At 68.2% G+C, this 22,561-nt stretch carries 34 protein-coding genes and 1 pseudogene; 10 read left to right on the top strand and 25 right to left on the bottom strand.

All coding sequences use genetic code 11. From position 1 onward, the window contains the following. Positions 1 to 32 precede the first annotated feature (32 nt). Positions 33 to 665 (top strand): nicotinamidase, encoded by a 633-nt coding sequence (locus tag ACFWZ4_RS12515; protein ID WP_439705162.1) that lies wholly within the window; start codon positions 33 to 35, stop codon positions 663 to 665. A gap of 30 nt (positions 666 to 695) precedes the next feature. Here the strand turns inward: ACFWZ4_RS12515 and ACFWZ4_RS12510 are convergent, their stop codons facing one another. Further along, positions 696 to 884 carry a CPXCG motif-containing cysteine-rich protein gene (locus ACFWZ4_RS12510; RefSeq protein ID WP_439705018.1) on the bottom strand — a complete coding sequence of 63 codons (189 nt, stop codon included), beginning with the start codon at positions 882 to 884 and terminating at the stop codon, positions 696 to 698. Positions 885 to 961: 77 nt separating this feature from the next. Between ACFWZ4_RS12510 and ACFWZ4_RS12505 the strand changes: the two genes are divergently transcribed. Next, on the top strand, positions 962 to 1,225 hold the full coding sequence (locus ACFWZ4_RS12505; RefSeq protein ID WP_439705017.1) for a hypothetical protein: 264 nt from the start codon (positions 962 to 964) through the stop codon (positions 1,223 to 1,225). 31 nt (positions 1,226 to 1,256) lie between these two features. On the opposite strand, the gene ACFWZ4_RS12500 is transcribed toward ACFWZ4_RS12505, so the two are convergent. From ACFWZ4_RS12500 to ACFWZ4_RS12465, 8 genes are all read right to left on the bottom strand, one after another. Further along, positions 1,257 to 1,703: a PIN domain-containing protein gene (locus ACFWZ4_RS12500; protein WP_439705016.1), complete on the bottom strand. Its 447-nt coding sequence runs from the start codon at positions 1,701 to 1,703 to the stop codon at positions 1,257 to 1,259. Between the two features lie 10 nt (positions 1,704 to 1,713). Then, the gene (locus ACFWZ4_RS12495) at positions 1,714 to 2,445 is read right to left on the bottom strand and encodes an HAD family hydrolase (protein ID WP_439705015.1); all 732 of its coding nucleotides are present in this window, start codon (positions 2,443 to 2,445) and stop codon (positions 1,714 to 1,716) included. Between the two features lie 83 nt (positions 2,446 to 2,528). Next, positions 2,529 to 2,684, bottom strand: a complete 156-nt coding sequence (locus ACFWZ4_RS12490) for a DUF3309 domain-containing protein (RefSeq protein ID WP_439705014.1) — start codon at positions 2,682 to 2,684, stop codon at positions 2,529 to 2,531. A gap of 334 nt (positions 2,685 to 3,018) precedes the next feature. Next, positions 3,019 to 3,393, bottom strand: a complete 375-nt coding sequence (locus ACFWZ4_RS12485; protein WP_439705013.1) for a YciI family protein — start codon at positions 3,391 to 3,393, stop codon at positions 3,019 to 3,021. Positions 3,394 to 3,454: 61 nt separating this feature from the next. Then, on the bottom strand, positions 3,455 to 4,009 hold the full coding sequence (locus ACFWZ4_RS12480) for a hypothetical protein (protein WP_439705012.1): 555 nt from the start codon (positions 4,007 to 4,009) through the stop codon (positions 3,455 to 3,457). 112 nt (positions 4,010 to 4,121) lie between these two features. Further along, complete coding sequence (locus tag ACFWZ4_RS12475; RefSeq protein ID WP_439705011.1) at positions 4,122 to 4,313, bottom strand: KGG domain-containing protein; 192 nt, start codon at positions 4,311 to 4,313, stop codon at positions 4,122 to 4,124. Positions 4,314 to 4,954: 641 nt separating this feature from the next. Continuing rightward, positions 4,955 to 5,569, bottom strand: coding sequence for an OmpA family protein (locus tag ACFWZ4_RS12470; RefSeq protein ID WP_439705010.1), 615 nt, complete (start codon positions 5,567 to 5,569; stop codon positions 4,955 to 4,957). A gap of 252 nt (positions 5,570 to 5,821) precedes the next feature. Continuing rightward, positions 5,822 to 6,364: a hypothetical protein gene (locus ACFWZ4_RS12465; protein WP_439705009.1), complete on the bottom strand. Its 543-nt coding sequence runs from the start codon at positions 6,362 to 6,364 to the stop codon at positions 5,822 to 5,824. Positions 6,365 to 6,563: 199 nt separating this feature from the next. Here ACFWZ4_RS12465 and ACFWZ4_RS12460 point away from each other — a divergent pair, with 199 nt between their 5' ends. Further along, positions 6,564 to 6,773 carry a hypothetical protein gene (locus tag ACFWZ4_RS12460; protein ID WP_439705008.1) on the top strand — a complete coding sequence of 70 codons (210 nt, stop codon included), beginning with the start codon at positions 6,564 to 6,566 and terminating at the stop codon, positions 6,771 to 6,773. 29 nt (positions 6,774 to 6,802) lie between these two features. Here the strand turns inward: ACFWZ4_RS12460 and ACFWZ4_RS12455 are convergent, their stop codons facing one another. Continuing rightward, entirely contained in the window at positions 6,803 to 7,024 is a 222-nt protein-coding gene (locus ACFWZ4_RS12455; protein ID WP_439705007.1) for a hypothetical protein, read from the bottom strand. Between the two features lie 256 nt (positions 7,025 to 7,280). On the opposite strand from ACFWZ4_RS12455, the gene ACFWZ4_RS12450 reads away from it, so the two are divergent. Further along, positions 7,281 to 9,635 (top strand): PAS domain S-box protein, encoded by a 2,355-nt coding sequence (locus ACFWZ4_RS12450; protein ID WP_439705006.1) that lies wholly within the window; start codon positions 7,281 to 7,283, stop codon positions 9,633 to 9,635. Positions 9,636 to 9,724: 89 nt separating this feature from the next. Here ACFWZ4_RS12450 and ACFWZ4_RS12445 read toward each other — a convergent pair whose 3' ends face one another. The 7 genes from ACFWZ4_RS12445 to ACFWZ4_RS12415 form a co-directional block, all read right to left on the bottom strand. Then, positions 9,725 to 10,261 (bottom strand): GNAT family N-acetyltransferase, encoded by a 537-nt coding sequence (locus ACFWZ4_RS12445; RefSeq protein WP_439705005.1) that lies wholly within the window; start codon positions 10,259 to 10,261, stop codon positions 9,725 to 9,727. Continuing rightward, complete coding sequence (locus tag ACFWZ4_RS12440) at positions 10,258 to 10,458, bottom strand: hypothetical protein (protein ID WP_439705004.1); 201 nt, start codon at positions 10,456 to 10,458, stop codon at positions 10,258 to 10,260. Before ACFWZ4_RS12440 ends, ACFWZ4_RS12445 begins: the two co-directional genes overlap by 4 nt. Next, entirely contained in the window at positions 10,455 to 10,838 is a 384-nt protein-coding gene (locus tag ACFWZ4_RS12435) for a hypothetical protein (RefSeq protein ID WP_439705003.1), read from the bottom strand. Before ACFWZ4_RS12435 ends, ACFWZ4_RS12440 begins: the two co-directional genes overlap by 4 nt. A 110-nt stretch (positions 10,839 to 10,948) precedes the next feature. Further along, positions 10,949 to 11,158, bottom strand: a complete 210-nt coding sequence (locus ACFWZ4_RS12430) for a hypothetical protein (RefSeq protein ID WP_439705002.1) — start codon at positions 11,156 to 11,158, stop codon at positions 10,949 to 10,951. Between the two features lie 78 nt (positions 11,159 to 11,236). Then, positions 11,237 to 11,506 (bottom strand): hypothetical protein, encoded by a 270-nt coding sequence (locus ACFWZ4_RS12425; RefSeq protein ID WP_439705001.1) that lies wholly within the window; start codon positions 11,504 to 11,506, stop codon positions 11,237 to 11,239. 124 nt (positions 11,507 to 11,630) lie between these two features. Beyond that, complete coding sequence (locus ACFWZ4_RS12420; protein WP_439705000.1) at positions 11,631 to 12,068, bottom strand: GNAT family N-acetyltransferase; 438 nt, start codon at positions 12,066 to 12,068, stop codon at positions 11,631 to 11,633. An 88-nt stretch (positions 12,069 to 12,156) separates the two neighbouring features. Further along, positions 12,157 to 12,624 carry a DUF1203 domain-containing protein gene (locus tag ACFWZ4_RS12415; protein ID WP_439704999.1) on the bottom strand — a complete coding sequence of 156 codons (468 nt, stop codon included), beginning with the start codon at positions 12,622 to 12,624 and terminating at the stop codon, positions 12,157 to 12,159. Between the two features lie 158 nt (positions 12,625 to 12,782). Between ACFWZ4_RS12415 and ACFWZ4_RS12410 the strand changes: the two genes are divergently transcribed. Then, positions 12,783 to 12,971, top strand: a complete 189-nt coding sequence (locus ACFWZ4_RS12410; protein ID WP_439704998.1) for a hypothetical protein — start codon at positions 12,783 to 12,785, stop codon at positions 12,969 to 12,971. Positions 12,972 to 13,016: 45 nt separating this feature from the next. Here the strand turns inward: ACFWZ4_RS12410 and ACFWZ4_RS12405 are convergent, their stop codons facing one another. After that, the gene (locus ACFWZ4_RS12405; RefSeq protein ID WP_439704997.1) at positions 13,017 to 13,481 is read right to left on the bottom strand and encodes a hypothetical protein; all 465 of its coding nucleotides are present in this window, start codon (positions 13,479 to 13,481) and stop codon (positions 13,017 to 13,019) included. Between the two features lie 217 nt (positions 13,482 to 13,698). Between ACFWZ4_RS12405 and bla the strand changes: the two genes are divergently transcribed. Then, positions 13,699 to 14,574, top strand: a complete 876-nt coding sequence (gene bla, locus ACFWZ4_RS12400) for a class A beta-lactamase (RefSeq protein ID WP_439704996.1) — start codon at positions 13,699 to 13,701, stop codon at positions 14,572 to 14,574. 114 nt (positions 14,575 to 14,688) lie between these two features. Here bla and ACFWZ4_RS12395 read toward each other — a convergent pair whose 3' ends face one another. After that, positions 14,689 to 15,087 (bottom strand): hypothetical protein, encoded by a 399-nt coding sequence (locus ACFWZ4_RS12395; protein WP_439704995.1) that lies wholly within the window; start codon positions 15,085 to 15,087, stop codon positions 14,689 to 14,691. 35 nt (positions 15,088 to 15,122) lie between these two features. After that, positions 15,123 to 16,043, bottom strand: a complete 921-nt coding sequence (locus tag ACFWZ4_RS12390; RefSeq protein ID WP_439704994.1) for a M14 family metallopeptidase — start codon at positions 16,041 to 16,043, stop codon at positions 15,123 to 15,125. A gap of 283 nt (positions 16,044 to 16,326) precedes the next feature. Here ACFWZ4_RS12390 and ACFWZ4_RS12385 point away from each other — a divergent pair. Continuing rightward, positions 16,327 to 16,482: pseudogene (locus tag ACFWZ4_RS12385) on the top strand (HupB); the annotation flags it as partial. A gap of 84 nt (positions 16,483 to 16,566) precedes the next feature. Here ACFWZ4_RS12385 and ACFWZ4_RS12380 read toward each other — a convergent pair. Beyond that, positions 16,567 to 17,160, bottom strand: a complete 594-nt coding sequence (locus ACFWZ4_RS12380; protein ID WP_439704993.1) for an OmpH family outer membrane protein — start codon at positions 17,158 to 17,160, stop codon at positions 16,567 to 16,569. A gap of 336 nt (positions 17,161 to 17,496) precedes the next feature. Between ACFWZ4_RS12380 and ACFWZ4_RS12375 the strand changes: the two genes are divergently transcribed. Both ACFWZ4_RS12375 and ACFWZ4_RS12370 read left to right on the top strand, forming a co-directional pair. After that, on the top strand, positions 17,497 to 18,360 hold the full coding sequence (locus ACFWZ4_RS12375; protein ID WP_439704992.1) for a class I SAM-dependent methyltransferase: 864 nt from the start codon (positions 17,497 to 17,499) through the stop codon (positions 18,358 to 18,360). Between the two features lie 161 nt (positions 18,361 to 18,521). Further along, positions 18,522 to 19,418, top strand: a complete 897-nt coding sequence (locus ACFWZ4_RS12370; protein ID WP_439704991.1) for a hypothetical protein — start codon at positions 18,522 to 18,524, stop codon at positions 19,416 to 19,418. 70 nt (positions 19,419 to 19,488) lie between these two features. Here ACFWZ4_RS12370 and ACFWZ4_RS12365 read toward each other — a convergent pair whose 3' ends face one another. The 4 genes from ACFWZ4_RS12365 to ACFWZ4_RS12350 form a co-directional block, all read right to left on the bottom strand. Beyond that, a complete protein-coding gene (locus ACFWZ4_RS12365) occupies positions 19,489 to 19,911 on the bottom strand; it encodes a DUF3465 domain-containing protein (RefSeq protein ID WP_439704990.1) in 423 nt (140 codons plus the stop codon). Positions 19,912 to 19,969: 58 nt separating this feature from the next. Further along, positions 19,970 to 20,488: a PH domain-containing protein gene (locus ACFWZ4_RS12360; protein WP_439704989.1), complete on the bottom strand. Its 519-nt coding sequence runs from the start codon at positions 20,486 to 20,488 to the stop codon at positions 19,970 to 19,972. A gap of 130 nt (positions 20,489 to 20,618) precedes the next feature. After that, the gene (locus ACFWZ4_RS12355; RefSeq protein WP_439704988.1) at positions 20,619 to 21,233 is read right to left on the bottom strand and encodes a hypothetical protein; all 615 of its coding nucleotides are present in this window, start codon (positions 21,231 to 21,233) and stop codon (positions 20,619 to 20,621) included. 39 nt (positions 21,234 to 21,272) lie between these two features. Further along, positions 21,273 to 22,088: a hypothetical protein gene (locus tag ACFWZ4_RS12350; RefSeq protein ID WP_439704987.1), complete on the bottom strand. Its 816-nt coding sequence runs from the start codon at positions 22,086 to 22,088 to the stop codon at positions 21,273 to 21,275. A 155-nt stretch (positions 22,089 to 22,243) separates the two neighbouring features. Between ACFWZ4_RS12350 and ACFWZ4_RS12345 the strand changes: the two genes are divergently transcribed. Next, the gene (locus ACFWZ4_RS12345) at positions 22,244 to 22,492 is read left to right on the top strand and encodes a hypothetical protein (RefSeq protein ID WP_439704986.1); all 249 of its coding nucleotides are present in this window, start codon (positions 22,244 to 22,246) and stop codon (positions 22,490 to 22,492) included. The last annotated feature ends 69 nt before the right edge of the window (positions 22,493 to 22,561 follow it).

Here is a 22,561-nt window from a genome sequence, read left to right as displayed (position 1 = left end):
CCGCATGGAGGGTGACCCACTACACTGCGCCGATGACGCAACCGCCTTGCCCGCATGACACCGCACTGATCCTGGTCGACGTCCAGCCCGACTTCATGCCCGGCGGTCCGCTGGCCTGCCACGAGGGCGACGCGATCGTGCCCGGCATCGATGCCCTGCTTCGCGCCCGCCGCTATCGCCACGTCGTCGCCACGCAGGACTGGCACCCGAGCGAGCATGTTTCCTTCGCCGCCAACCATCCGGGCCTGGCACCGTTCGCGCAGATCACGTTGCACGGCCAGCCTCAGACGCTGTGGCCGACGCACTGCGTGGCGGGCACGGCCGGCGCCGCGCTGCATCCGGCGATCGACTGGACGCCACTGGACCTCGTCGTGCGCAAGGGCACCGACGTCGCGGTCAACTCCTACAGCGCCTTTCGCGAAAACCATGGCCCCGGCGGCACGCGCCCGCCGACGGGACTCGCCGGCTGGCTGCGCGAGCGCGGCGTGACCGAGGTGCACGTGTGCGGACTGGCGCGCGACGTGTGCGTGCTGTGGACGGTGCAGGATGCACGGGCGCTGGGCTTGCGCGCACACATGCTCTGGGAGCTGACGCGGCCGGTAACTCCCGCCAGCGACGAGCACACCCGCGCCGCGCTGGCCGGCCCCTTTTCGCCAGAGAGTTGAAGGTTCTAGCGCGTCTTTCCGGTGACCGGATCAGGCCTCGTTCTCGCCCGATATCGTCGCGCGGGGCTCGCCGTCGTCGTCCACGCTGACGTGCACGCTGATCGGCCGGCAGCACACCTGGCAGTCCTCGATGTAGTGCTGGTCGCCGGCCGAGGCATCGAGCACGAGTTCGATCGGCTCGCCGCAGTACGGGCACTGGACGGTCTGGGATGTCAGCATGCTCCTCTCCTGGCTCGTTCCGGGCCGAAGGCTGGGCGGCCGCGGGATATACTGCCGCTCCGCTTCCAGTGACCGCCATGGCAGAACGCCACTTCGACCGCCATTTCGTCCGCTCCGGCGCCAGCGCCGAAGGCTCGCGCTATACCGCCTGGCTGGCCGTGTCGCCCACGGACAGGCACGGCTTTCCGGTGTACTACGCCATCTGCGAAAACCGCAGCTTCCGCGAACAGGCCAAGGCCGAGCAGGCGGCGGCCGAAGCGCTGGCCGCCCTGTTGGCACTGGAAGAGGATGGCACGCCGGTCTTCCCCGAAAACTACACCGGTTTCGCGGACAGTCCCTGAACAGGCGCATCCGCGCCTTTGCGGCGGATGCCTAGGCCTCCGGGCATGACGCCCGCCACGCTTGCGGCGTCACGATGGCAAAGCCGTGCTCGCGCAGGCAGCGGCGGTTCCAGGCAAGCAACGCACGATCGCGGCTGAACAGCCAGCGCGCGCCGGCGCACGCCGCCAGCTCGAGGAACTTCTGGTCGTCCGGATCGGCGCAGCGCGGCAAGCGCACCGCAGCCATCCGGGCTTCCGGTAGTCGCCGCACGAGCGCCTCGAAGGCGGCGATCGCACGAGCCCTTACGGCATCTTCCAATGCCAGTTGCGGATAGCCGAGCACCATCCGCCATTCGTCCTCGCAGGCCGCCACGGTCACCGCTTCGACGGCACCGTTCTGCAGCGCATCGGCCAGGCCCGCACAACGCGGATCGGCGAACACGAAAAGGTCCAGGCAGACGTTGGTGTCCAGCACCACGCGTGGCGGCGAGTCAGCCATCGCGGCCAACTCAGGAGGCGATCAACGAGGCGGCCGCGCGTTCGGCGAGCCGCGCCACCGCGGCGGGAATACCGGCCGTGTCCTCTACCGTGACGAAGCGCTCTTCCTCCCCGCTCAGTCCCGTCTCCAGCTCGTGCGCCCAGGTCACGTGGTAGGGCATGTGCACGCCCCAGCCGCCCAGCGCCAGCACCGGTTCGATGTCCGAGCGCAGCGAATTGCCGACCATCGCGAACTGCGCCGGCGCCAGGCCGAATTCGCCCAGCACGCGATGGTAGGTGCGCTCGTTCTTTTCCGAGACGATCTCGATGCGCCGGAAGAGATCCGACAAGCCGGATTCGGCGACCTTCTTTTCCTGGTGGAACAGGTCGCCCTTGGTGATCAGCACGATCGCGTGTTTCGCGGCCACGGCCTCGACCGCCTCGCGAATGCCGGGCAGCAGTTCCACCGGATGCCCGAGCACCGCCTTGCCCAGCTGCACGATGCGATGGATGTCGCGCGCTTCGATGCGCGCCCCGGTGAGGGCGATCGCGGTTTCCACCATCGAAAGCGTCATGCCCTTGGCACCGTAGCCGAACAGCTTGAGGTTGCACCGCTCGGTGGCCAGCATGCTCGCCTGCACCTGGCTGTCGGTCACATCGATGTAACGGGCGAGGATGGCCTGGAATTCGGCGCCGGCTGCCTGGTAGTAGCCCTCGCTGTGCCAGAGGGTGTCATCGCCGTCGAATCCGATCAGTTCCAGCATGGGTGTGCGCCGTGGTGGGAGCTGCCCATTCTCCCACGCACGGCACGCACGTGGCCGCCCCGGATGGCGGCCACCTCAGGGCGTCAGTGGAAGACGCCGAGCAGCCAAAGCACGATCACGATCACGATGATCAGGCCCAGGCCACCGCTGGGGCCGTAGCCCCAGGAGCGCGAGTAGCCCCAGGTCGGCAGGCCGATCAGCGCGAGGATCACCAGGATGACCAGGATGGTAACCAGCATTGAATTACTCCTTGCCGTTGAGGGTGCTTGCCATCGTGCTCGCCACACCCGTCTAGGGGGTGTGAGGCGGCCGAGCGGAAAACGTGCAGGCGCCCGCCTGGCACGCTGCCGCTCCGGCGAAGGTTCGGGAAGGGTGAAGCACGCGCCAACAACGGATGATTCGCGTCTGGCAAACGGCGTCCGAATTCCTGAGACAGCGGCCGCCTATCGTGCCCGGGCCGTCGCGGTCCCTCCGCCGCCGGTGTCCGATCTGCTTGGCAGTGGCTCGGTTCTTCTGGCCGCGCCCCGTGCAGGCGCGGCCTTTTTTTTCAGGCGGCCATTGAAGGCGATCGCTTCAGGCGCCCACGCGCTCGCGCACCGCGTCCATGTCACGCACCGGGCGTACCTCGATCGCACCGATGCGCGCCCACGGGAAGGCCTGCGCGATACGCATCGCGTGATCCAGATCGTCAGCCTCGATCAGGTTGAAGCCGGCCAGGTATTCCTTGGTTTCCGCAAACGGTCCGTCGAACACGGTGGTGCGTTGCTGGCGCACGCGAAACGAGCGGGCGCTCGAGGGCGGTTCCAGCTGCTGCGAATCGAGCACGCAGCCATCGGCGCGCAGCTCGTCGGCATGTGCGAGGCAGCCGCGCATGAGCGTGTCGAACTCGCCCTCGGGGAGGGCCTGCAACAGGGCGTCGTCGACGTACACCATCATCAGGAACTTCATGGGCGTTTTCCGGCGAGGTGGGGGCGGCCGATTATGGCCGGCCCCGGCACCCGATGCAGCCTCAGTGCAGTCGCGCCACTACCTGCTTGCCCAGCGCCAGCACCGCCGGGTGCAACGAGGCGGGGTCGCGCTCGTCCACGCGCAGATTGATCTGACCCTGGTAGGCGCCCACGCGCAGCTTGAGCCCGGCGGCGCCTTCGGCGTCGGAAAGGAACGCCTCGTCGCCAAGCCCGGGTACCGGCGTGACTTGGATGCCGCGATCAGTGAAGTCCTGGCGATGCGCAGCGAGCGCCTGCTTCGCCAGGTCGGGCGACGCCATGCGGGTGACGTCGATCAGCAGCTTGGTCCGGTAGTCGCCCGGCTTCGGCTGGTGCAGATACGAGCACATGCCGCCAGCGCCGGGTGTCTGTTCGGTGACGGTGTCGGCGCCATTGGCCTGCAGGATGCCCGCCACATCGGCCACCGGCATCAGACTGCACAGGTCCAGTGGCTGGTCGGCCACGGTGGGCGCGGCGGCGGTGGGCGCGCCTACTGATGTGTCGGCAGCCTGATCGTGCGACGAACAACCGGCCAGCAGCAAGCCGCCCAGCGCCAGCACCATGTGGAAACGCTTCATCGGATGTCCTCCCAAAGCCGCACATCGCGGTGGCAGGATCATAGACGGGCGAATGCCGGATAGGCGAAGGGCGGCCCATGGCCGCCCTTCGCCCTTGCATGGACCGATGGGGTCAATCGTTCTTGTGGCTCTGCTGGCCCGCCTTGACGTGCTGCTCGTGCGTACCGCCGCTGCTCTGCTGGCCTGCGCGCACATGCTCTTCGTGCGTGGCGTGATCACCGCCCCCGGCCTTGCCGCCCTTGCTGGCAATGGAACGCTGCTTTTCTTCGTCCATCGATGCGAAACCGCGCTTGTCGTCACTCATGCGTTTCTCCTGTCGTTTGGAAGGGAAAGTCCGCTCGGATGGCGGACCCTTTCCACCCTATCGGCAGGGCCATAAAGAAGCCCTTAGCCCAAGATCAACGGCCTCCTCTACAGGCGTGCGTTCACCTTGGTTTGCGCGGTGCCCGCACAGGGCCGGCCATCCTTTTGTCTCGCCGGTGGCCGCCCAAGCCAGCGCCCGCATGCAGGAGGCGGCCGCCGGATCCGGACCGCATCGCTTCCGCGCCCTGCCCTGGCACGCGTCGCATGCGCCATCATTTATGGACGTCTAGACGTCCATTACGTGAGCGCGCGATCCCATGGCATCTCCTCGGCGCACCCGACGTGCGCCGTGACTGTCGCCTGCGCGCGCATGCTGACCATGACTGGGCCCGCCAGACGCCGTAGCCCATGGAAAACGGGCGGCGACGATCTGCGAAAAGGCCTGTTGGCTCGACGCCATTGAGCGGATGGCCATAAGTATCAACCTGGCGAAGGCCAGGAATCTCATTGGCGTCGGTTCGCGGGGGCGGCAATAGCGCAAAATGCGCCACGCAACGGATGAATGGCGGGCTGACGCGCCCGCCATTCAAAGGGAACCATTCGCGTGACCCGACCTTCGGTCGAAGCGCCGGGTCTGGCCGGTCAACCGGTCGTGCCGGAGGACATCGACTGATCGCCGCTGGACTGCCCAGCAAAATCCACCACCAGCGTCACGCGCCGGTTGGAGGCGCCTTCCTCACGCGTCTTGCCGCGCTCGACCTGGCGATCGCTCGCCTCGCCGTAGCTGACCGCACGCAGGTGGTCGGCGGACAGCCCGTTCTGCGCAAGGTAGTCGCGCACCGCTTGGGCACGACGCTCGCCGAGGCGACGGTTGTAGCTGGCCGAACCGGCCGGATCGGCGAAGCCTTCCACGGTAATCACGGCATCGGGGTAATGCTGGCTGACGACCTTGGCGAAGTCGTCCAGCAACGGCTTGTCCTCGTCACGCAGGGTGGAGTCGTTGAAAGCAAAGTGCGCCGCGGTATCCAGCCGTACGCGACCGGCCATCTGCGAGATCTGGGCGTCGTACTTGGCGAAGCGCTGCTGCATTTCCTGGGTCAGCGAGTCGAGCTGCTGCTGCTGCTTCTGGTCGTTGGCGCGCAGTTCGGCGATTGCGGCATCGTAATCGGCCTTCTTCACGTAGTTCGTGCAACCGCCGAGCGCGATCGCGGTGACTACCAGCGATCCCGCGGCCCACCGGAATGTCGAATGTGCCATGTGCGCCTTCTCCTTCATGAGCGAGCCCTTGGCGGATGCCTGCCCTTCGGACAGCCACCACCGTGTCGGCCCAGAAGCTCGGACCGTAGCACTGCCGGTCGCGCGCTACCTTGACGTTGCCTGACTCGGACGGCCAGTCGTGCGCCACTGCATACAGGTGGATGTATTCCGTTCACGGTCGTGCAGGGCATGCATGCGCCTTTAAGGCTGCCAGGGTTGACCTCTCTGAGGTGAGCAGAAAAAGCGCTGGCCTCAGATCTGCGAATCGCGTTGCGCGTCATTGCCGCTCTGGCCACCCTGGATCACGCCTTCGTCGGCCTCCTCCCCCGGCATGCGGGACGGCGCCATGCGCGCCGGGCCACCCGGCGAGCCGTCAGTGCCGCCGCGGTTGGGCGAATCCGCACCGGTGGTCCGTTCGGCCGGATCACGCGGCGCGCCATGCACGCGGGTGTCCTGCTGCGCGCCCAGGTCGGCGGCCGCACCGGAATTGCGCGAAGCCGGCACGCCGGTGCTGTCACTGGAGACGTGCCCGCCGTCGTCGCCGCTGAGACCCTGCTCGGCGCTGCCCTTGCGCGCCGGACCGCCTTCGTCCATCGACAGGCCCGGCGGATCCACGCGCGGCAGGCCACCGGGCAGCCCCGCGGAGGCATCGAATTCCTCGCGCGCCGCCTGGGCGACCTTGTGGCTGATGCCCCCTTGGCTCTGCGTGTTCGAGCCGGCGGTCTTGCCCCCGGCCCCCGGATCCATCGGACCGCCGATCGGTTCGCGGCCGGGTTCGTTGCGTTGGTTGCCCATGGCTTTTTTCCCTTGGCTGTGCGTGCCGGAAAGTCTGGTCCGACGGCCGTAAGGGCGGCGTCGAAGCGCGCCAGCGGGCTCATCGCCACGGCCGTAGCCTGCGCATTACAGGTATCTAACAAGGTTCGGTGCACATTCAGCATTCCAGGCAGCGATCACATCGCCGCCAAGGCCCGGTTCGACGGTTCAGGATGCGCATATGAGCACGCATGCACAGCTTCCCCATCCATCCCTGTGGCCCACCACCCGGTGGCGCCAGCTGGCGCTGCGTATCGGCCGCCAGCTGGGCCTCATCGCCGATCAGGCGCCCGCGCTTCCGCCGACGCGGCGGCAACAGCTGCTCGCGGCGCAGGACCGTCGCCGCGCCGAGCAGCGTCGTGCGGCCGAACTGGCGCGCGGCCACCGCTGATCCTGGAGCGGAACCGCCGTCGCCCACCATCAGGGGCCGCAAACCCAGTAGTAGAAATCCTGCGCGATGATTTTCTCGCCGGCCTCCGGCGTGTACCCGTAACGCGCGTGTTCGCCGCGCGCCACGATCTGCCGGGCGAAGGCATCGGCGAGGCGCCGGGTCGGGTCGCGGCCGAGCAGGAACGCACGGAAACCGTCGTAACGGGCCCGCTCGGTTCGCGCGTCGGACTGGATGATGTGATCGGCATCCACCGGGGCTGACTCCTTGCCGGAAAAAGACATGCCGGCGCACGTTCCACCGCCCGCCTGGCTACGCCAGCGTACGTTCGTCCGGGTGAAGCTGCCGCGCGCGATCGGTCGTCGGGCCCTGCATCGAACTGACGCGCGCCGCCGTCGCCGACGGAATCTACACGTTCCTTTGCCTCGGCCCGTCAGACGCTGGGGCCGCTTGCGCATTCCCGTGTCAGCGCGAGCGACGCCCGACACGCCCCGGGACCGCCACCGAGCCATGTCCCCTCACCGCGATGCCGCCGACGAGCGCGACCGCCCTGGACGGGCGGCCCGCCTCGAACAGGAAAACGCGCGCTTGCGTGCGGCGCTCGAGCGTGCCGGCATGGATGTCGACGCGGCGCTGGGCGAGGCCGATGTCGCACGCCAGGCGACCCGGCAGGCGCATGACGACGCGGCCACGGCGGCGCAGGATCACGAACTAGCGATCAAACAAGGCCGGGCAGAGCTGGCCGACGCCGAAGCCCTCAACGCCGACCTGCGCCGGAGCAATGCCGCGCTGGCGGCCAGCCAGGCCGCCTTGAACCGCAGCCAGGAGCGGTTCCACGGTCTGTTCGCCATGAATACGCTCGGGGTGATGATCTGGGGAGCGGACCTGACCCTTGCCGAAGTGAACGACGGTTTCCTGGCGATGACCGGATTCAGCCGCGAGGAAGCGATCGGCCTGTCCTGGCAGGCGCTGACGCCGCCGGAGTTCCAGGCGGTCTCGCTCCGCGCCATCGAACAGCTGCAGGCGACCGGGGAAAGTACGCCCTACGAAAAGCAATACCTGCGCAAGGACGGTTCGAGATGGTGGGGCCGTTTCGCAGCGCGCAGGGTTGGTGAGGTAACGCTGGGCGTGGTGCTGGACGTCAGCGATCGGCGCGACGCACAAGAGGCCCTGCGCGAGAGCGAGGAGCAGTTGCGCCTGATCGTTGAAAGCGCCCGCGACTACGCCATCCTCGCCACGGATACGGAGGGCATCGTCACGCGCTGGCTGCCCGGCGCGACCGCCGTGTTCGGCTGGTCCGCCGAGGAAGCGATCGGACGGCCCGCATCCGTCATTTTCACCCCCGAGGACCGCGCCTCGGGCCGCCCCGCCAAGGAGATGGCGACCGCGCGTGAGCATGGCGTGGCGCCGGACGTGCGCTGGCATGTCCGTTGCGACGGCGCGCGGGTGTTCATCGAGGGCCACTTGATGGCGCTGCGTGGGCCGGACGGCGAGCTGCGCGGCTACCTGAAGATCGGCCAGGACATCACCGAACGCTGGACGGCCGAGGAACAGCTGCGCGAGAGCGAGATCGCGCTGCGCCACCTCAACGAAACCCTCGAGGCGCAGGTCGACGCGCGCACCGCCGAACTGCGCCGGGCCGTGGAAGCGCTGCATGCCGAGGCGGTCGATCGCATACAGATCGAAGAAGCGCTGCGCCAGGCGCAGAAGATGGAAGCGGTCGGCCAGCTCACCGGCGGCCTGGCACACGATTTCAACAACCTGCTGACCGGCATCGTCGGCAGTCTCGACCTGCTGCACAGGCGCACGGCGCAGGGACGCTACAACGACCTGGACCGCTACATCGCCGCCGCCCGCGGCGCCGCGGACCGCGCGGCAGCGCTGACCCACCGCCTGCTGGCGTTCTCCCGGCGCCAGACGCTCGATCCGCGTCCGACCGACCTCAACGCCCTCGTGCACGGCATGGTGGAGTTGCTCCGGCGCACCATCGGCCCGCACATCAGTTTGGAGGTCGAGCGCGCAAACGACCTGTGGACCACGCTGTGCGATCCCAACCAGCTGGAAAACGCGTTGCTCAACCTGTGCATCAATGCCCGCGATGCCATGCCCGACGGCGGGCGCCTGGTCATCGATACCGCCAACACCCGGCTCGATGCCACGGCCGCCAAAGGGCTGGACATGGTGCCGGGCGCCTACGTCGCGCTGCGCGTGACCGATAGCGGAACAGGCATGCCGCCGGAGGTGATCGCGCGCGCCTTCGACCCGTTCTACACCACCAAGCCGCAGGGCCAGGGCACCGGGTTGGGGCTGTCGATGGTGTACGGCTTCGCGCGCCAGAGCGGCGGCCAGGTGCGCATCGACTCCACGCCCGGGCGCGGCAGCGCGGTGACGATCTACCTGCCCCGCCACGAGGGCGAGCCCGCGACCGACGCCGGCATCACCGACATGGCGAGCGCGCCCCAGGCCAGCGCCAACGAGGCCGTACTGGTCGTGGACGACGAGCCGACGGTGCGCATGCTGGTGGGCGAGGTGCTGCGCGAATTCGGCTACACCGCGATCGAGGCGGCTGACGCGGCCTCGGCGTTGCGGGTGTTGCAGTCGCAGGTGCGCGTGGACCTATTGGTCACGGACATCGGTCTGCCGGGCGGCATCGGCGGCCGGCAGCTGGCCGACACGGCGAGGGCGTTCCGCCCCACGTTGCGCGTGCTGTTCATCACCGGCTATGCCGAACACACCGCGCTCGGTCCCCTGCAGCCCGGCATGCAGGTGATGGTCAAGCCGTTCGCCATGGACGCGCTGGCCTCGCGCATCCGCGACATGCTCGGTGGCGCGCCGCCCCAGGGCGATCCTTCCACGGCGCGCTGAATTTTCTCGCGACGATGGGCCCGGCCAGCGCCGGGCGTTTCTCCGCGCCTGCGGAAGACCCATTCCACTCACTCCCTTCAGGCGGACGGTTATGGGAACGGGTGACGCCGCAACACGAGGCTGAAGCCGAACACCGGCAACTCGCCCTGCATGAAATCCAGCTCCGGCGCACGCTCGAAGCCCAGTCGCTCGTACATGCCCCAGGCCACCTGCATAGCGCGGGTGGTGTGCAACACCACGCGTGCGTGGCCGCGCTCGCGTGCGCGCTGGATGCAGGCCTCGGTAAGCGCCCGCCCCACGCCCAGGCCGCGCGCTGCCGGCGCCACGCCGAGCAGACGGATGCCCGAGGCGTGGACGAGGGTGCCGGCGCTCCCGCCCGAGCCGTAGTGCGCCATGTCGCCGAAATAGACCACGCCGCCGAGCAGCCGGTCGTCTGCGTCCAGCGCCGCCAGCAACTGCGCCTCTGGCTTGCGGGTGAACTCGCCGATGTTCGCCAGCAGGGCGTAGTAGCGCGGCTGTTCGTCGGGACCGGGAAAACCCTCCAGCCGCGCGTACACGTCCACCAGCAGGCGCCCGAGCGCCTCGAATTCCTCGGGGCGCGCCTCGCGAATGCGCACGCCGGTCACTGGTCGCTCGAACGCACCAGCGCGAGCCCTGCCGGCGTCAGTTCCAGTCCCGGCGCGCCTTCGCAAACGTGCTGGGGCCGGCGCACCAGTCCGGCCAGCGTGAGCCGCGCCACCGCCGGTTCCGGCACGGTGGCTCCCTGCCCTTCGGCCACTCGGGCGAGGTGGGCCAGGTCCTCCAGGTCGAGCTTGTCGGTCATCGTCGGTGTCCTTCGATCGCGTCCCCGGGCCTGCGCGCAAACGGCCACCAGCCCGTGCCCCAAAGGGCATAGCGATCGGCCGCCCGCTCGAACCGATTGTGCACGCTGACGCCTCCGCACAGCAGGTACAGCGGCAGGAACAGCGGGCCCAGCATCATGTACTGGTACACGTGCGCGCGCTCGTGGTCGGCCAGCGACACGTGCGGTTCGACCGCGTGCCCGGCGCGATGCGCGTAGGTCGGACAGACTACGTCCAGGCTGTCGCCGGTGTGCAGGATGACGTTGCCCAGGGTGAGCGCGTCCGCGGACGCCCATGGCATCCGCGCGAACACCAGCGCGAGTTCGCGGGGACGCCATCGCACGCGCGCGCCCAAGGTCATGCCGATACCGCCGGCAAGCAGTCCGAGCAACGTGTTGGGCGAGGCCCACAGGCCGCCTAGCGCGAGGCCGAGGACGCCGGCCAGGCGCGGCTGGTGCGGTGCGTGTGCCCTCAGCAGGACCCCACCAGTTCGTGTGCGAACGAACTGGCCGCCGCCATCGCCTGGTCCTCGTCGCTGAAGTGTTCGCCGGGCACCACGCGCATGGTGCCGTCCGGAAGGCGCACGGTGACGCTCAGCAGGCCGTCGGCCTGTTCGTTGAGGATCGCCACGAAATGCTTGCCGCTGTCCTCGAAGGTGCGCTCATGATGGGTGTGCTGCATGAAAAACTCCTCGGGGTTGGGTACTTCCATCTTGCGGGCGGCTATCGCCAACGCAAGCAGGCACGGCCGCAGCCGCGACTAGACCGGCAACGGACCGGGCGGGAAAGGAAGCGGGATCAACGCGACATCGCCCTGCCTGCGCTTGGCCGCCGCGATGCCCGCCTGGCAACCGGCTTCGGCCGCTTCGAACAGGTCTGCATAAGGGGCGCCGTCCCGGACGGTGTCGGTTCGGATCAACGGCAGGCCCGGCTGGGCCCGCAACAGGGCGAACTGGCCGACGAAACCCGGCCCTTCGGCAGGCACGATCCACGAGCCCACCACCACGATGTCCCCGACGAGGTATGCCATGGACCTGCTCCTCCGCCTTGGGCCCATGGTGGGCTCGCGCCACATCACGCCAGCATGAAAATCATGCGGACAAGGCGGTGAAGTGTGACCTCCCGCTCATGGCAGACACCGATCGCGCAGGCGTTCAGGCAGGCGACGGCAAAAGGGAGGTGCGGAACTGGAAGCACTCGATGCCCAGCCCCTCGCGGAAGTAGAAACGGTGCGCCTGCTCGCGCACGACACGTGAGATCAGCTGCAACTCGCTGCAGCCTTGCGCGCGCCCGGTTTCCTTGAGCCAGTCCAGCAGCCGTGCGCCGTAGCCGCGCGAGCGCACGCGTGCGTCGGTGACGAAGTCGTCCACGTACAGCAGGCGACCGCAGTAGAGCATATCCATGATGCGGTATCCGGCGACGGCGCGGACCTCTCCTTCGTCCACCAGCCGGGCCAGGCAGAATCCGTCGGACTGCATCAGCTCGCGCACCCGCCAGACATACGCGGCGCGTTCGAGCGATGGCCTCAGCTGCACCATCACGTCGAAGGTGCTGGCGATCCCGGCATCGGTGTCGACCTGTTCGATGATCACGGACGGCTCCAGACAATGTGCCCGGCCAATGTAGCGTTTTCCATGGAAGCCGGCGGCACCCGGCCGACCCATCGAGCCGGCCGCGCATTCAGGCACGGTCGACGCGCGCCGCGTAGCAGCCCCGCGTGGCGTAGTGCGCATGCAGGTAGTCCACGCCCGACCGGGCGAACAGGCGCCCGATCGCCGCTTCCAAGTCGGTGCCATCGACCAGTTCGGCCTCGACCATCATGTGGCTGGCGTCGAACGCGCGCAGCGAGATCGGCCGGATGCGGATGACGTCCGGGATGTGGTCGACGGCGTCGTAAGCGGAGTCGGCACCCTCGCGCACGAAGATGGCATGGCTGGCGCGAAACGGCGTGTCGGCAGGCTGGTGGGTGTAGTTCAGCAGCAGCGCCGTCTCGCCCGGCTCGAGGTCGCGCAGCTCGATGCGGTCGGGGAAGCCGGGCGCGTGGTCGACCAGGTAGCGGCGTGCGCCGGCGGCAGCCAGCGCCGCATCGTCCAGGCCGAACAGGTGGCGGAAGGGTTCGGGCGAAAGCCCGCGGATACGGAAGGCCATGGCGAGCTCCAATGGGTGGGATCGCGCAAGGCTAGGTCGTGCACTGCCACCTGGCACTCCGGTTCTTGCGCAAGCCGCCCGCCACGATCGACGCCGCGCTCACGCGCACTTTCGCGCGTCTGTCGAGAATGGCTGCAACTCACCGATGGGAGCAGCGCATGAACACGTCCAATCCCGGCCAGGCCGACGAGGCGGACCGCAACCAGCGTACCGGGGGCGATCCCGGCAAGGCGATCCCGAAGCGCCCGGCGGACACGACCGCCAGCGGCGAAGCCACGAACGACACCGGCGAGGACAACCAACGCCAGAAGGGCGAGCGGCCCGCGGAGGATTACGTGCGTCGCTGAGCGGCCGGCGGGGGCGCGCTGGCGCGCCCCCGACACGGGCCGCCTTCAGCGCGAGGTGTCGCTGGCGGTGGTCTCGCTGAGCTTGAGCTTCTGCCGCTGGTAGTCGATCAGCAGCTGATTGGCATCCATGTAGCGCTTTTCCTTCAACGCGTCCTGCATCATCTGGGCGATCTCCTGATCGCTCTTGCCGCGGATCTGCGCATGATGAATGCGGGATGCCATGACGGGGTCGTAAGCGGCGGCCACGAACTTGGCGCCCTCGGGCGACATGCCCATGTTCTGCCACGCCTCGGCCAGCTTGGTGCGCAGCTTGACCAGGTTGGCCATGGAATCCAGCCAGGCCTGGCGGTCGCCGTACTCCGCCGCCTGGGCATTGTGGCCTGCGGCCCTGGCACGATTCCGCTCGAGGTCCTGCATGGAGTTCCTCGGCGTCGGATTGGAACGCTGTTGCGCCTGGATCGCTGGCGCAGCCAGCGCCAGCAGCACGATAAAGAGAAAACGACCGTTCATGGCACCCACCTCCCCGGTTTTCGGGCCGGCCCGGCAAAGACCGGCAACTGGAAGTCCATCCCCACCCTATCCGCGCATCCTATACCGGCGAACATCCGACGCAAGGTATCGAGGCCCGTGTCGCGCCATCCGTGCCCGCCAAATGCCTTCGTCCCGGCCGCAGCGGGGCAGAGGATTCCGTCAGGATCGCCGCTTCATTCCTGCCGGAGGCATCGCCATGAAACGCCGCGACTTCATCAAGGGCAGTCTGCTGGGCGCCCTGCTCCCGGCCGCACTGGCCCATGCGCGCCCGGACGCCAGCGCCGCGCCCGACGCGGCCGGCCGGCTCGCCGCGCTGCAACGGCGCCACGGCGGGCGCCTGGGTGTGGCCATCCTCGACACCGGCAGCGGCCGGCGCGCAGACTGCCGCGGCGACGAACGGTTCCTGATGTGCAGCACCTTCAAGGTGCTCGCCGTGGCCGCGGTGCTGGCGCGGGTCGACCGCGGCGATGAGCGGCTGGACCGGCGTATCGTGTTCGGCCCGAAGGTATTGCTCGACTATGCGCCGGTCGCCCGGTTGCATACCGGCGCTCCGGGCATGACGGTCGAGGCTCTGTGCGCGGCGACACTCACCGTCAGCGACAACACGGCCGCCAATCTCCTGCTCGACGCGCTCGGCGGGCCGCAGGCGGTCACCGCCTTCGTGCGCGGCCTGGGCGATACCGTGACCCGGCTGGACCGCACCGAACCGGAACTCAACGTCACCCGGCCCGGCGACCTGCGAGACACCACCACGCCGCGCGCCATGCTGGACACCCTGCGGCACCTGCTCTTGGGCGAGGCACTGGGCGCCGCGTCGCGGGCGCGGCTGCTCGGCTGGATGCGCGGCTGCCTGACCGGTACCGACAAGCTGCGTGCCGGCCTGCCCGCCGGCTGGAGCGCGGGCGACAAGACCGGCAGCGGCGCGCAGGGCGAAACCAACGACATCGCCATCCTGTTCCCGCCGGATCGCCCGCCGCTGCTGGTCACCGCCTACTACGCCGCACCCGCCATCGACGCGCGCCAGCGCAGCGCGGTGCTTGCCGAGGTGGGGCGGATCGCCGCCACGCTGTAGCGAACGACGCTCTCGCCGGCAGGCCGACGCTACGCTTCGACGTGCTTGCTTAGCGCCCGCGCCCGGCGCGACCGGATGCGAGCATGCGGTCCGTCGACCGCACGCATCGGCGCGTCAGCGCCCGATGTATCCGGCGCGGCGAAAGCGCAGCGCGGACCAGTCCTGGTCGATGGCAACCTGGCGCACGCTGTCGAAGCCCAGCGAGCGGATGACATCCCATCCGTTGTCGCGATTGAATTCGCAGTGGTAGCGCCGGGATGTCGCTTTCGGATAGGCGAACCACAGCACGGCATCGCCCTTGGCCTTGCCCGCCAGCACCCTTGAGATCGCATCCAGCTCGCGCTGCGTCGTCACGAAGGCCAACGCGAACGCCACGCTTGCCGTGCCGGCTGGATCGCGCAGCACCCTGACTTCTTCGAGCGCCTGCAGCTCCGGCTCGAAGCTGGCCGGCGCGTCGATGACCAGGATCGCAGCCTGGCCTTTCAGGTTGAGCTTGGTGAAGACGGGCGGCACGGCCGGATCTCTCTTTTCCCGCCAGCGCGGCGCCGTTATGCGTGCGCGAGCGCGAATTCGATCGCCGCGCGCACGGCGGCCACCTGCGCCTCGTTGCACTGTTCCGCGGTCGCCTTGGGGCTGTCCGGATAGACCTCGGTGGTGGTCTTGTACGGCGCGTCGGTGATGCCGGCGCACAGCCCCAGCTGCCTGAGCGGGTAGCGGATGACGCCCGGCGCCACCACGGGCGAACCGATGATCTCGCCGTTCGCGTCGGCCGGCGCGATGTGGGTGACCTCGGCCACGGCCGCGATCACCGCCTGCTGGAACGCCGGCTGCGGGTTCACGCTGTCGTCGACCAGGTAGAACCCATCGGGGATCTGGCCGGGTTCGAACGCCTCGCCGTCGCGCGCGGCGAGCGCGGGACGGAACTCCGACTCGTCCGTATCGGTGGTCTCGTGCAGGTCCACGTGTACCCGCACGCGATCGCGCAGCGGCGCCACCAGGCGCAGGAGCGCCGCCGATTCCTGCGCCGGGCTGTCCTCGCGGAAAGAACGGTTCGGGTCGATCGCATGCGCATTCCAGCGGTGGATCCGCTCGTACGCCCACGGGCTGACACACGGTGCGATGAGCAGGTTCGCCTTGCCCTCGTAACTGGCCGCGTGCTGCTCCGCGAAGCGCAATGCGCCGTGCACGCCGCTGGTTTCGTAGCCGTGCACGCCACCGGTCACCAGCACGCAGGGAAGATCGTCGCGCCAGTTGCGGTTGCGGATCGCGAACAACGGGTAGCTGTCCGGCGGGTAGTCCAGGCTGCCGTACTGTTCGACGTCCAGGTGCGAGCGAAGGCGATCGATCACGGCCAGCACGTCGGTCTCGTAGCTGCGCTGGCGGGTCTGGCGCGACAACCACGCGGCCACTTCGACCGGTCCCCAGGGAACACCGGGCGTGCCGATCGGATACGGGGCTTGGTTCGTCATCGCGTCGCTCTCAACCGTCGGAGGGGAAGCGAAACTTTATCACCGCGTGCGCACTCCACCGACCGCGCCTTGCGCCGGTGGCCACGTGGGTAGGCGTCCGCTACCGGGACGATGCCTGCATCGGGATCGGAGCAGCGCATCGACTGCAAAGGGACGCCTGCAGAGACATCGTGCCGGCGTGCGACGCGCTCCCGCCCGTTTACATGACCGTGGTCGACCGGCGACCTCCCGTTAACCGCGCAACCGCTAGCGTCGAAGTCCAGCCAGCCACGGGAGCCATGCCATGTCCAAGGGCGACAAGTCCTCCTACACCGACAAGCAGAAGCGCGAAGCGCACCACATCGAGCAGAGCGAAAAGAAGGAAGGCAAGTCCAAGGAGACTGCCGAGCGCATTGCCTGGGCGACGGTGAACAAGCAGGACGGCGGCGGCAAGAAGTCCTGACCGCCGCGTACTGAGAAAACCGGAAACTTTTGCCAAAGGGCCCGTCCGGACCGGACGAGCCCTCGGGTAGCACCTGGGCGCTTACTTGCCCGCGTTGGCGGGCAGCGGCTCCAGGTTGAAGCTGATCGTGGTGATCTTCCGATCCAGGCCCTGCACCACGCCCGGGGTCAGATCGTTGGTCATGTTGCCGCCCAGCACCGAGTCACGATCCAGCAGCAGCCCGCAGTTGTGGCTCTTGTAGACCTCGGCGACGATCGGCTCGGCATCCTGGCCGATGCGCTGCATGGCTTTGGAGCGGGTCAGCTGGATGCGCTGGTCGAGTTCGCCCGCCTGGCCGCGGAAGGTCTGCACGCGCTGCTGCAGCGCCTCGCCCTGCTGCTTGCGGTCTGCATCGCTCAGCGACTGGGCCCTCTGCTGGAAGCCTTTGAGGTCGGCATCGAGCGGCTTGCGCTGGTTTTCCAGCTGGGTCCGCGCCTGCTCCGCCAACTGCCCCAGCCGCTGGCTCGCCGCCTGGCCTACCTTGGACTGCGCGAAGACCGCCTCGCGGGAAAGCATGCACACCCCCGCGACGGCATTACCGCCCAGGTCGGCGGCGTGCGCGGAAGACACGGGAAGCGTGGAGAAGCCGGCCACGGCGACCAGCGAGGCGGCAAGGAACGAGCGTGAAAGGTTCATGTCGGGCAGTCCGGTGTTGGGTAATGGTGCGTGGACCCCACAGGGCACGCGGCAGTTCCCCAGCATAGCGGAGCCGCGTTCGGCCCCGGCATCGGAAAAACCGGTAGCCCGTGGCGGGTGCTCCCTGCTGTTCAGCCGGGCGAGCCGGGCGCCAGCCGCGACCTACGGCCAGTCTGGACCTGGTATGCACGTAGCCGCTGGAAGTCGCGAGCGTCTGCCACCTGCCTTCTTCCGGGCAAGCATGCCGTTCGCAGCGCTTCGCCCCTTGACCTCTAGTCGACTTGAATTGGCACAGTGGGCCACCGCCTTTCGCAGGCCAGCACCGGGACACGACCCATGCACATCGCACCGCAGCTCGATGGTGGACAGTCGGCACTCTGGAACGGACCGGCCGGCCGCGCCTGGGTGGCCATGCAAGAGGTTCTGGACCGCATGTTCGAGCCGTTCGCGCAGGTGCTCCTGGACGCCGCCACACGCGAACCGGCGCGACGGGTGCTCGACGTGGGCTGCGGCGCGGGCGGCACGACGCTGGCGCTGGCCGGCCGGTTGGGATCGCACGGAGACTGCCTGGGCGTCGATGTGTCCGAGCCCTTGGTCGCGCTGGCCCGGGCGCGCGCCCGCGAAACCGGGGCGCAAGTCGGTTTCACCTGCGCAGACGCCGAAACCCACGCGTTCGAGCCGGAAAGCTTCGATCTCGTCGTCTCGCGTTTCGGCGTCATGTTCTTCGGTGACCCGGTCCGAGCCTTCGCGAACCTGCGTCGGGCGGCGCGCGACGGTGCGGCCCTGCGCTTGGTGGCTTGGCGCAGCCCCTTGGAGAATTCGTTCATGACCGCGGCCGAACGCGCCGTGGCGGCGCTGCTTCCGCCATTGGCCGCCGCCACGCCGAACGGGCCCGGCCAGTTCGCTTTCGCGGACAGCGCGCGGGTGCATGCGATCCTGGCGCAGAGCGGCTGGATCGATATCGAAATCCGTCGCCTAGACCGCGATTGCACTTTCGCCGAACGGGACCTTCTCCCCTATCTCACGCAGATGGGCTCGCTCGGCCGCGCCCTGCCCGGGCTGGATGCCTCCACGCGCGAGCGCGTCATCGAGGCAGCCCGCGCCGCCTTCCAACCCTACGTGCATGGGCCCGACGTGCGTTTTACCGCCGCCTGCTGGCAGGTCGACGCACGCGCATCTTCCGTTCGCGAGCACGCCTGACGGGTCCGCTCCATCAACTTTTCAGGAGACCAGTTCGCGTCGCCGCTACCGGGTCGAAAGCCATGCCGACCGGCTGCTCCCCGATGCCCGGCCTTCTTGCGGACGCCGCAGCCCACTATGCTCGCGCTGCACGGCGCGGGGGCGCCGGCAAGGGGAACACCATGACGACTCGTTCCAAGGGGCCGGGAGCCGGCTTGGGCTGGCTGACGCGCGGCATCGACGTGGCGTTCCGCCACCCGCGGCCGCTTATGGGCGGCGCCGGGCTGCTGCTGGTGGCCTGTCTGCTGCCTTCGCTGGCCACGCTGCCGTTCCAGTGGCATGCCATGCAGCCGGGCGCGCAGCCCAACCCGGTCATGTTCGGCGGCCTGATGTTGTTCTCGATGCTTCTGGGCCTGCTGGTGGTACCGCTCTACGCCGGATACCTGCAGATGGTCGATGCCGCCGCGCGCGGGCAGCGGCCGCACGCGCGCGACATCTTCAAGCCTTATGCGCAAGGCCAGGCGCCGCGGTTGATGGGCTATGCGCTGGTCCTGATGGCGGTCTTCGTCGCGCTGTTTGCGCTGGTGCTGCTGGCGGCCGGCGGCGGCCTCGTGGGCTGGTACATGCAGGCGATCGCCGCACAGGCCAACCACCTGCCACCGCCGGGCCTGCCGGCTGGCTTCATGAGCACCTTCGCGCTGCTCATGGTGCTCTGGCTGTTCATGATGGGCTTCTACGCGATCAGCCTCGGCCAGGTTTCGCTGGGCAACCGCAGCGTGTTCGGATCGATCGGCGACGGCGTGGCGGGCGCGCTGAAGAACGTGTTGCCGCTGCTGGTGTTCGCGTTGAGCCTGGTGCTGGTCTGGATCGTGGCGACGATCGCCCTCGTGCTGCTGGTGCTCGTCGTGGGGTTGCTCGCCAAGCTTGTCGGCATGTGGCTGGTGTTCGTGCTGGCCATTCCGCTCTACGTCCTGATGGTGCTGGTGATGTACGCGGTCATGTTCGGCATGATGTATCACCTGTGGCGCGACGTCTGCGGCGACGATGCCGCCACCGGCCTGGCGCCGGCTGCCGTCTGATCGCCCATGCAGCAGGAAGGCGGCCACGGCCGCCTTCTTTTCCTGTGACTCCCGGACGACGCTGCGGCGATTATTGGAACGTCTGGCCCGCGTGCCTGAGCCATCCCGCCACGTGACGGCCCGACGGATCGCGATGCGTCCAGTGCACCACGCCGCCCTTGGGATTGGCCTGGTACTCGCCGTAGTACTCGACCGTGTCGCCCACGTCCAGGTCGGTCACGCGAGGTGCGAGGTCGATGTTGTGCGCCACCAGCAGGGTCTGGCCCGAAGGCAGCCGAAGGATGAAACGCTGGTGCCGGCTGCCCTCTTCGTCGTCGGGAAGGATCCGCGTGACGACGCCGCTTCCGTGCACCTGCGTGTCGTCGGCGACAACGTGCTGCCGGCCCTCGGCCGAGGGTGCGAGGGTGACGGCTTGGTCCGTTCCACGGTCGAAGCGCTGGTAGCCCGCGATCGCGACCACCACCAACGCCAGCAAGCCCCACAGCTTCCTCATCGATGCCGCCCCTTCGTTGCTTCCATCGCCCGGACGAACGCGAGCCCGGAACCGCGCGCTACATCTGTTCCATCGGCAACACACGCCGGCGGGCGCGCTCGCGCAGCGAACATTCGCGCAACGTATCGGCCATGGCCTCCAGGCCCGTGATGCCGTAGAGATCGACCATGGGCATCTCCGAGTCGGACGAGTGCAGCTGCACCCTGCAAAGCCCGACAAGGCGCATGCCGAGCGGCTTGATGACGTCGAAATGGTCCACGCGGAACAGCTCCACGTTGTCCTGCGCCTTGGAGAGCAGCCCGCGCTCGACCCGCACCCGCTGGGTGGTGATCGTGAAAGTCAGGCTGAGGCTGCGCACCCAGTAGAACAGCAGGGCGACGCCGAGCGTGCAGACAGCCACGACGTACTGCCCGAAGGTGTAGATCACCTTCGGGTGGCCGCTGAACAATGTCTGCTCCGCGCTGGCCTCGTGCGAAGCGACGTAGGCATCCAGATCCGTGCCGCAATAGCGGCATTTGCGCGCCGCCGCCTGGATCAGCTCGGCACACGCCGGGCAGCGCTTCAGTTCGTCGCTCATGAGCCAGTTCCCCGTTGGACCGCCGCGGTCGGCTGGGCGATGTTAGCGCCGATTACGGCGCGTCGAGCGACGCCCGGCGAGAGGTACGCCGATCCGTCCCGCCGGGATCGTGCTGACATCGGATCGCCGGCTATCCGGCCAGGTAGGCGCGCACCCGCGGCTCGTTGAGGAGCTTCATCACGCTCTCGGCGATGCAGCCGTTGAGGTCCTGCGCGAGTAGCCCGCTGGTGTGGGGCACCGTCATCGTGACCACTTCGCCATTGCCCAGACGCGCTTCGAAGCTCAGGTGGCTGTTCCAATGGAACCCCGCGTATTTGCTGAGCAGCGAATCGACTTTCAGCTCGATGGTCTTGGTGGAACCGTCGGCGGGAATCGAAGCCTTCGCGATTTCCTTGGTCGTCTGCTGCACCATGACCTCGGTGATCGAATGCAGGTCCGAACTGAGCTTCGAGCCGCTGTACGAATAGACGATCACCGGCCCGGTCTGCGACTGGGCGTTGGTCACGTGAACCTCGCCATGCACGGGCATGGGCGCGATCAGGCCATCGCGCAGCGGATATTCCGTGGGCGTGAACTTCATCGTGCCGCAGCCCGACAGGAGCAGGACGGCCAAAATCATCAGGTAACGCATGGTTTTCCCCCAGTTTGATGTGTGCTTGCGGCGGTATGCCGCTTGGCGCTGAACCGGCCGCACCCCGGTCGACGCGGGCGGCACGGCAACGTCGCCCACGCGTGGCATGGCCACACGCGGGCGCCCTTGTTGCGTTCTCTTTCGTTTTTTTGCCTACCGGCTGGCGAGGGCCGCGTCTTCCGCCGGCAGCGAATACACGGTGCTCCATTGCGGCTGGCCGGTGGCGAAGCCGATGCGGCCGGCACCCGCGTCGAAGCCGTAGCCGTTGAGCGGGATTTCGGTGCGTGGCGTCACGAACGACGAGCGCAGCACCTTCTTCTGCACGGGATGGAAGGTACCGGCGACGTCGGTGGCGAACGTCGTCGCCGTCCAGGCGAAGCCTTCGCGGACATCGGCCGACAGGCGTTCCACCTGCGAAGGTTCGAGCCCCTTGCTCACCTGTTCGGTGGTGTAGACGTCGGGCGCTTCGTACACGTACTGGCGCGACCACGCCTTGCTGCCCTGCTTGCCCTGCACATGCAGCAGCGCGGCAAAGCGCAGGTGCGTTTCGTCCACCTTCTCCACCAGCAGCATCGGCGACACCACGGGCGCGCCCGTGCTGCCATCGAAGGACAGGCCCTGGATGCCTGATGCGGAATCGGCAAACAGGCGATTGGCGTCGACCGGTAGCTTGCCCTGCAGCGCGGTCACGTCATGCGCGGTCTGTTTCTTGATGGCCGCGATGTTCGCCGCCACGCCGAGGGGCCCGAGCAACAGGCCGACCGCCACACCGCCGCCGCCCTGGTTCTGCATGTAGAGGATCGTGTGGCCGGCATCGAGGAAGCCGTGCATGTGATCCAGTTCCACCGGATAGGGCCCCATCGCGAACGCGTGCCCCATGCCCAATCCCTGAGCCGGCTGGTAGGGCTGCAACGTGACGCAGCCGGCCAGCGTGGCGAGGCAAAGCCCCACCCCCAACTTCTTCAACATTTCCTGCCCCCTGTCAAAATCCGTTTATTCCCGGCGCCCCCGTTGCGGAAGCACCGGCGTGCATCGTGCCGCCGCAGCTCGCTCTACGCAACGCCTTCACGCCGATGCGGCGCACCCTAACGTCCCGTGGTCCTTGCGCCCTCAGGCTGCCCGCCATGCTCCAACTGAACCCGCCATTGCCGCTGGACACACCGAAGGGCGAAGGCCTTGCCCATATCCTGATCGACTATGGTCCCGAGTCCGATCTTTACTGGACGGTTTTCATCAACGCCACCGGCGAGATCTGGACGTTTTCCAACCGGGACGTCCGGGCCAGCAAGAACATCACGCTGGGTCGCACCCATCCGCAATCGGCCAAAGGCGAACCGTGCGCCACGGTGCCCATGCGGCCGATCGCGGGATGACCGAAGCGGGAGGCGGGATGCTTCGCCGCCGCTCCGCCTGCCCGGAATGTCTACCTCATGACCTGATGG

This window comes from Frateuria sp. GZRe12, assembly GCF_051900535.1.
Taxonomy (GTDB): Bacteria; Pseudomonadota; Gammaproteobacteria; order Xanthomonadales; family Rhodanobacteraceae; genus Frateuria_A.
Note: the sequence above shows the minus strand (reverse complement) of the source record. Positions and strands in the feature narration are given on the sequence as shown.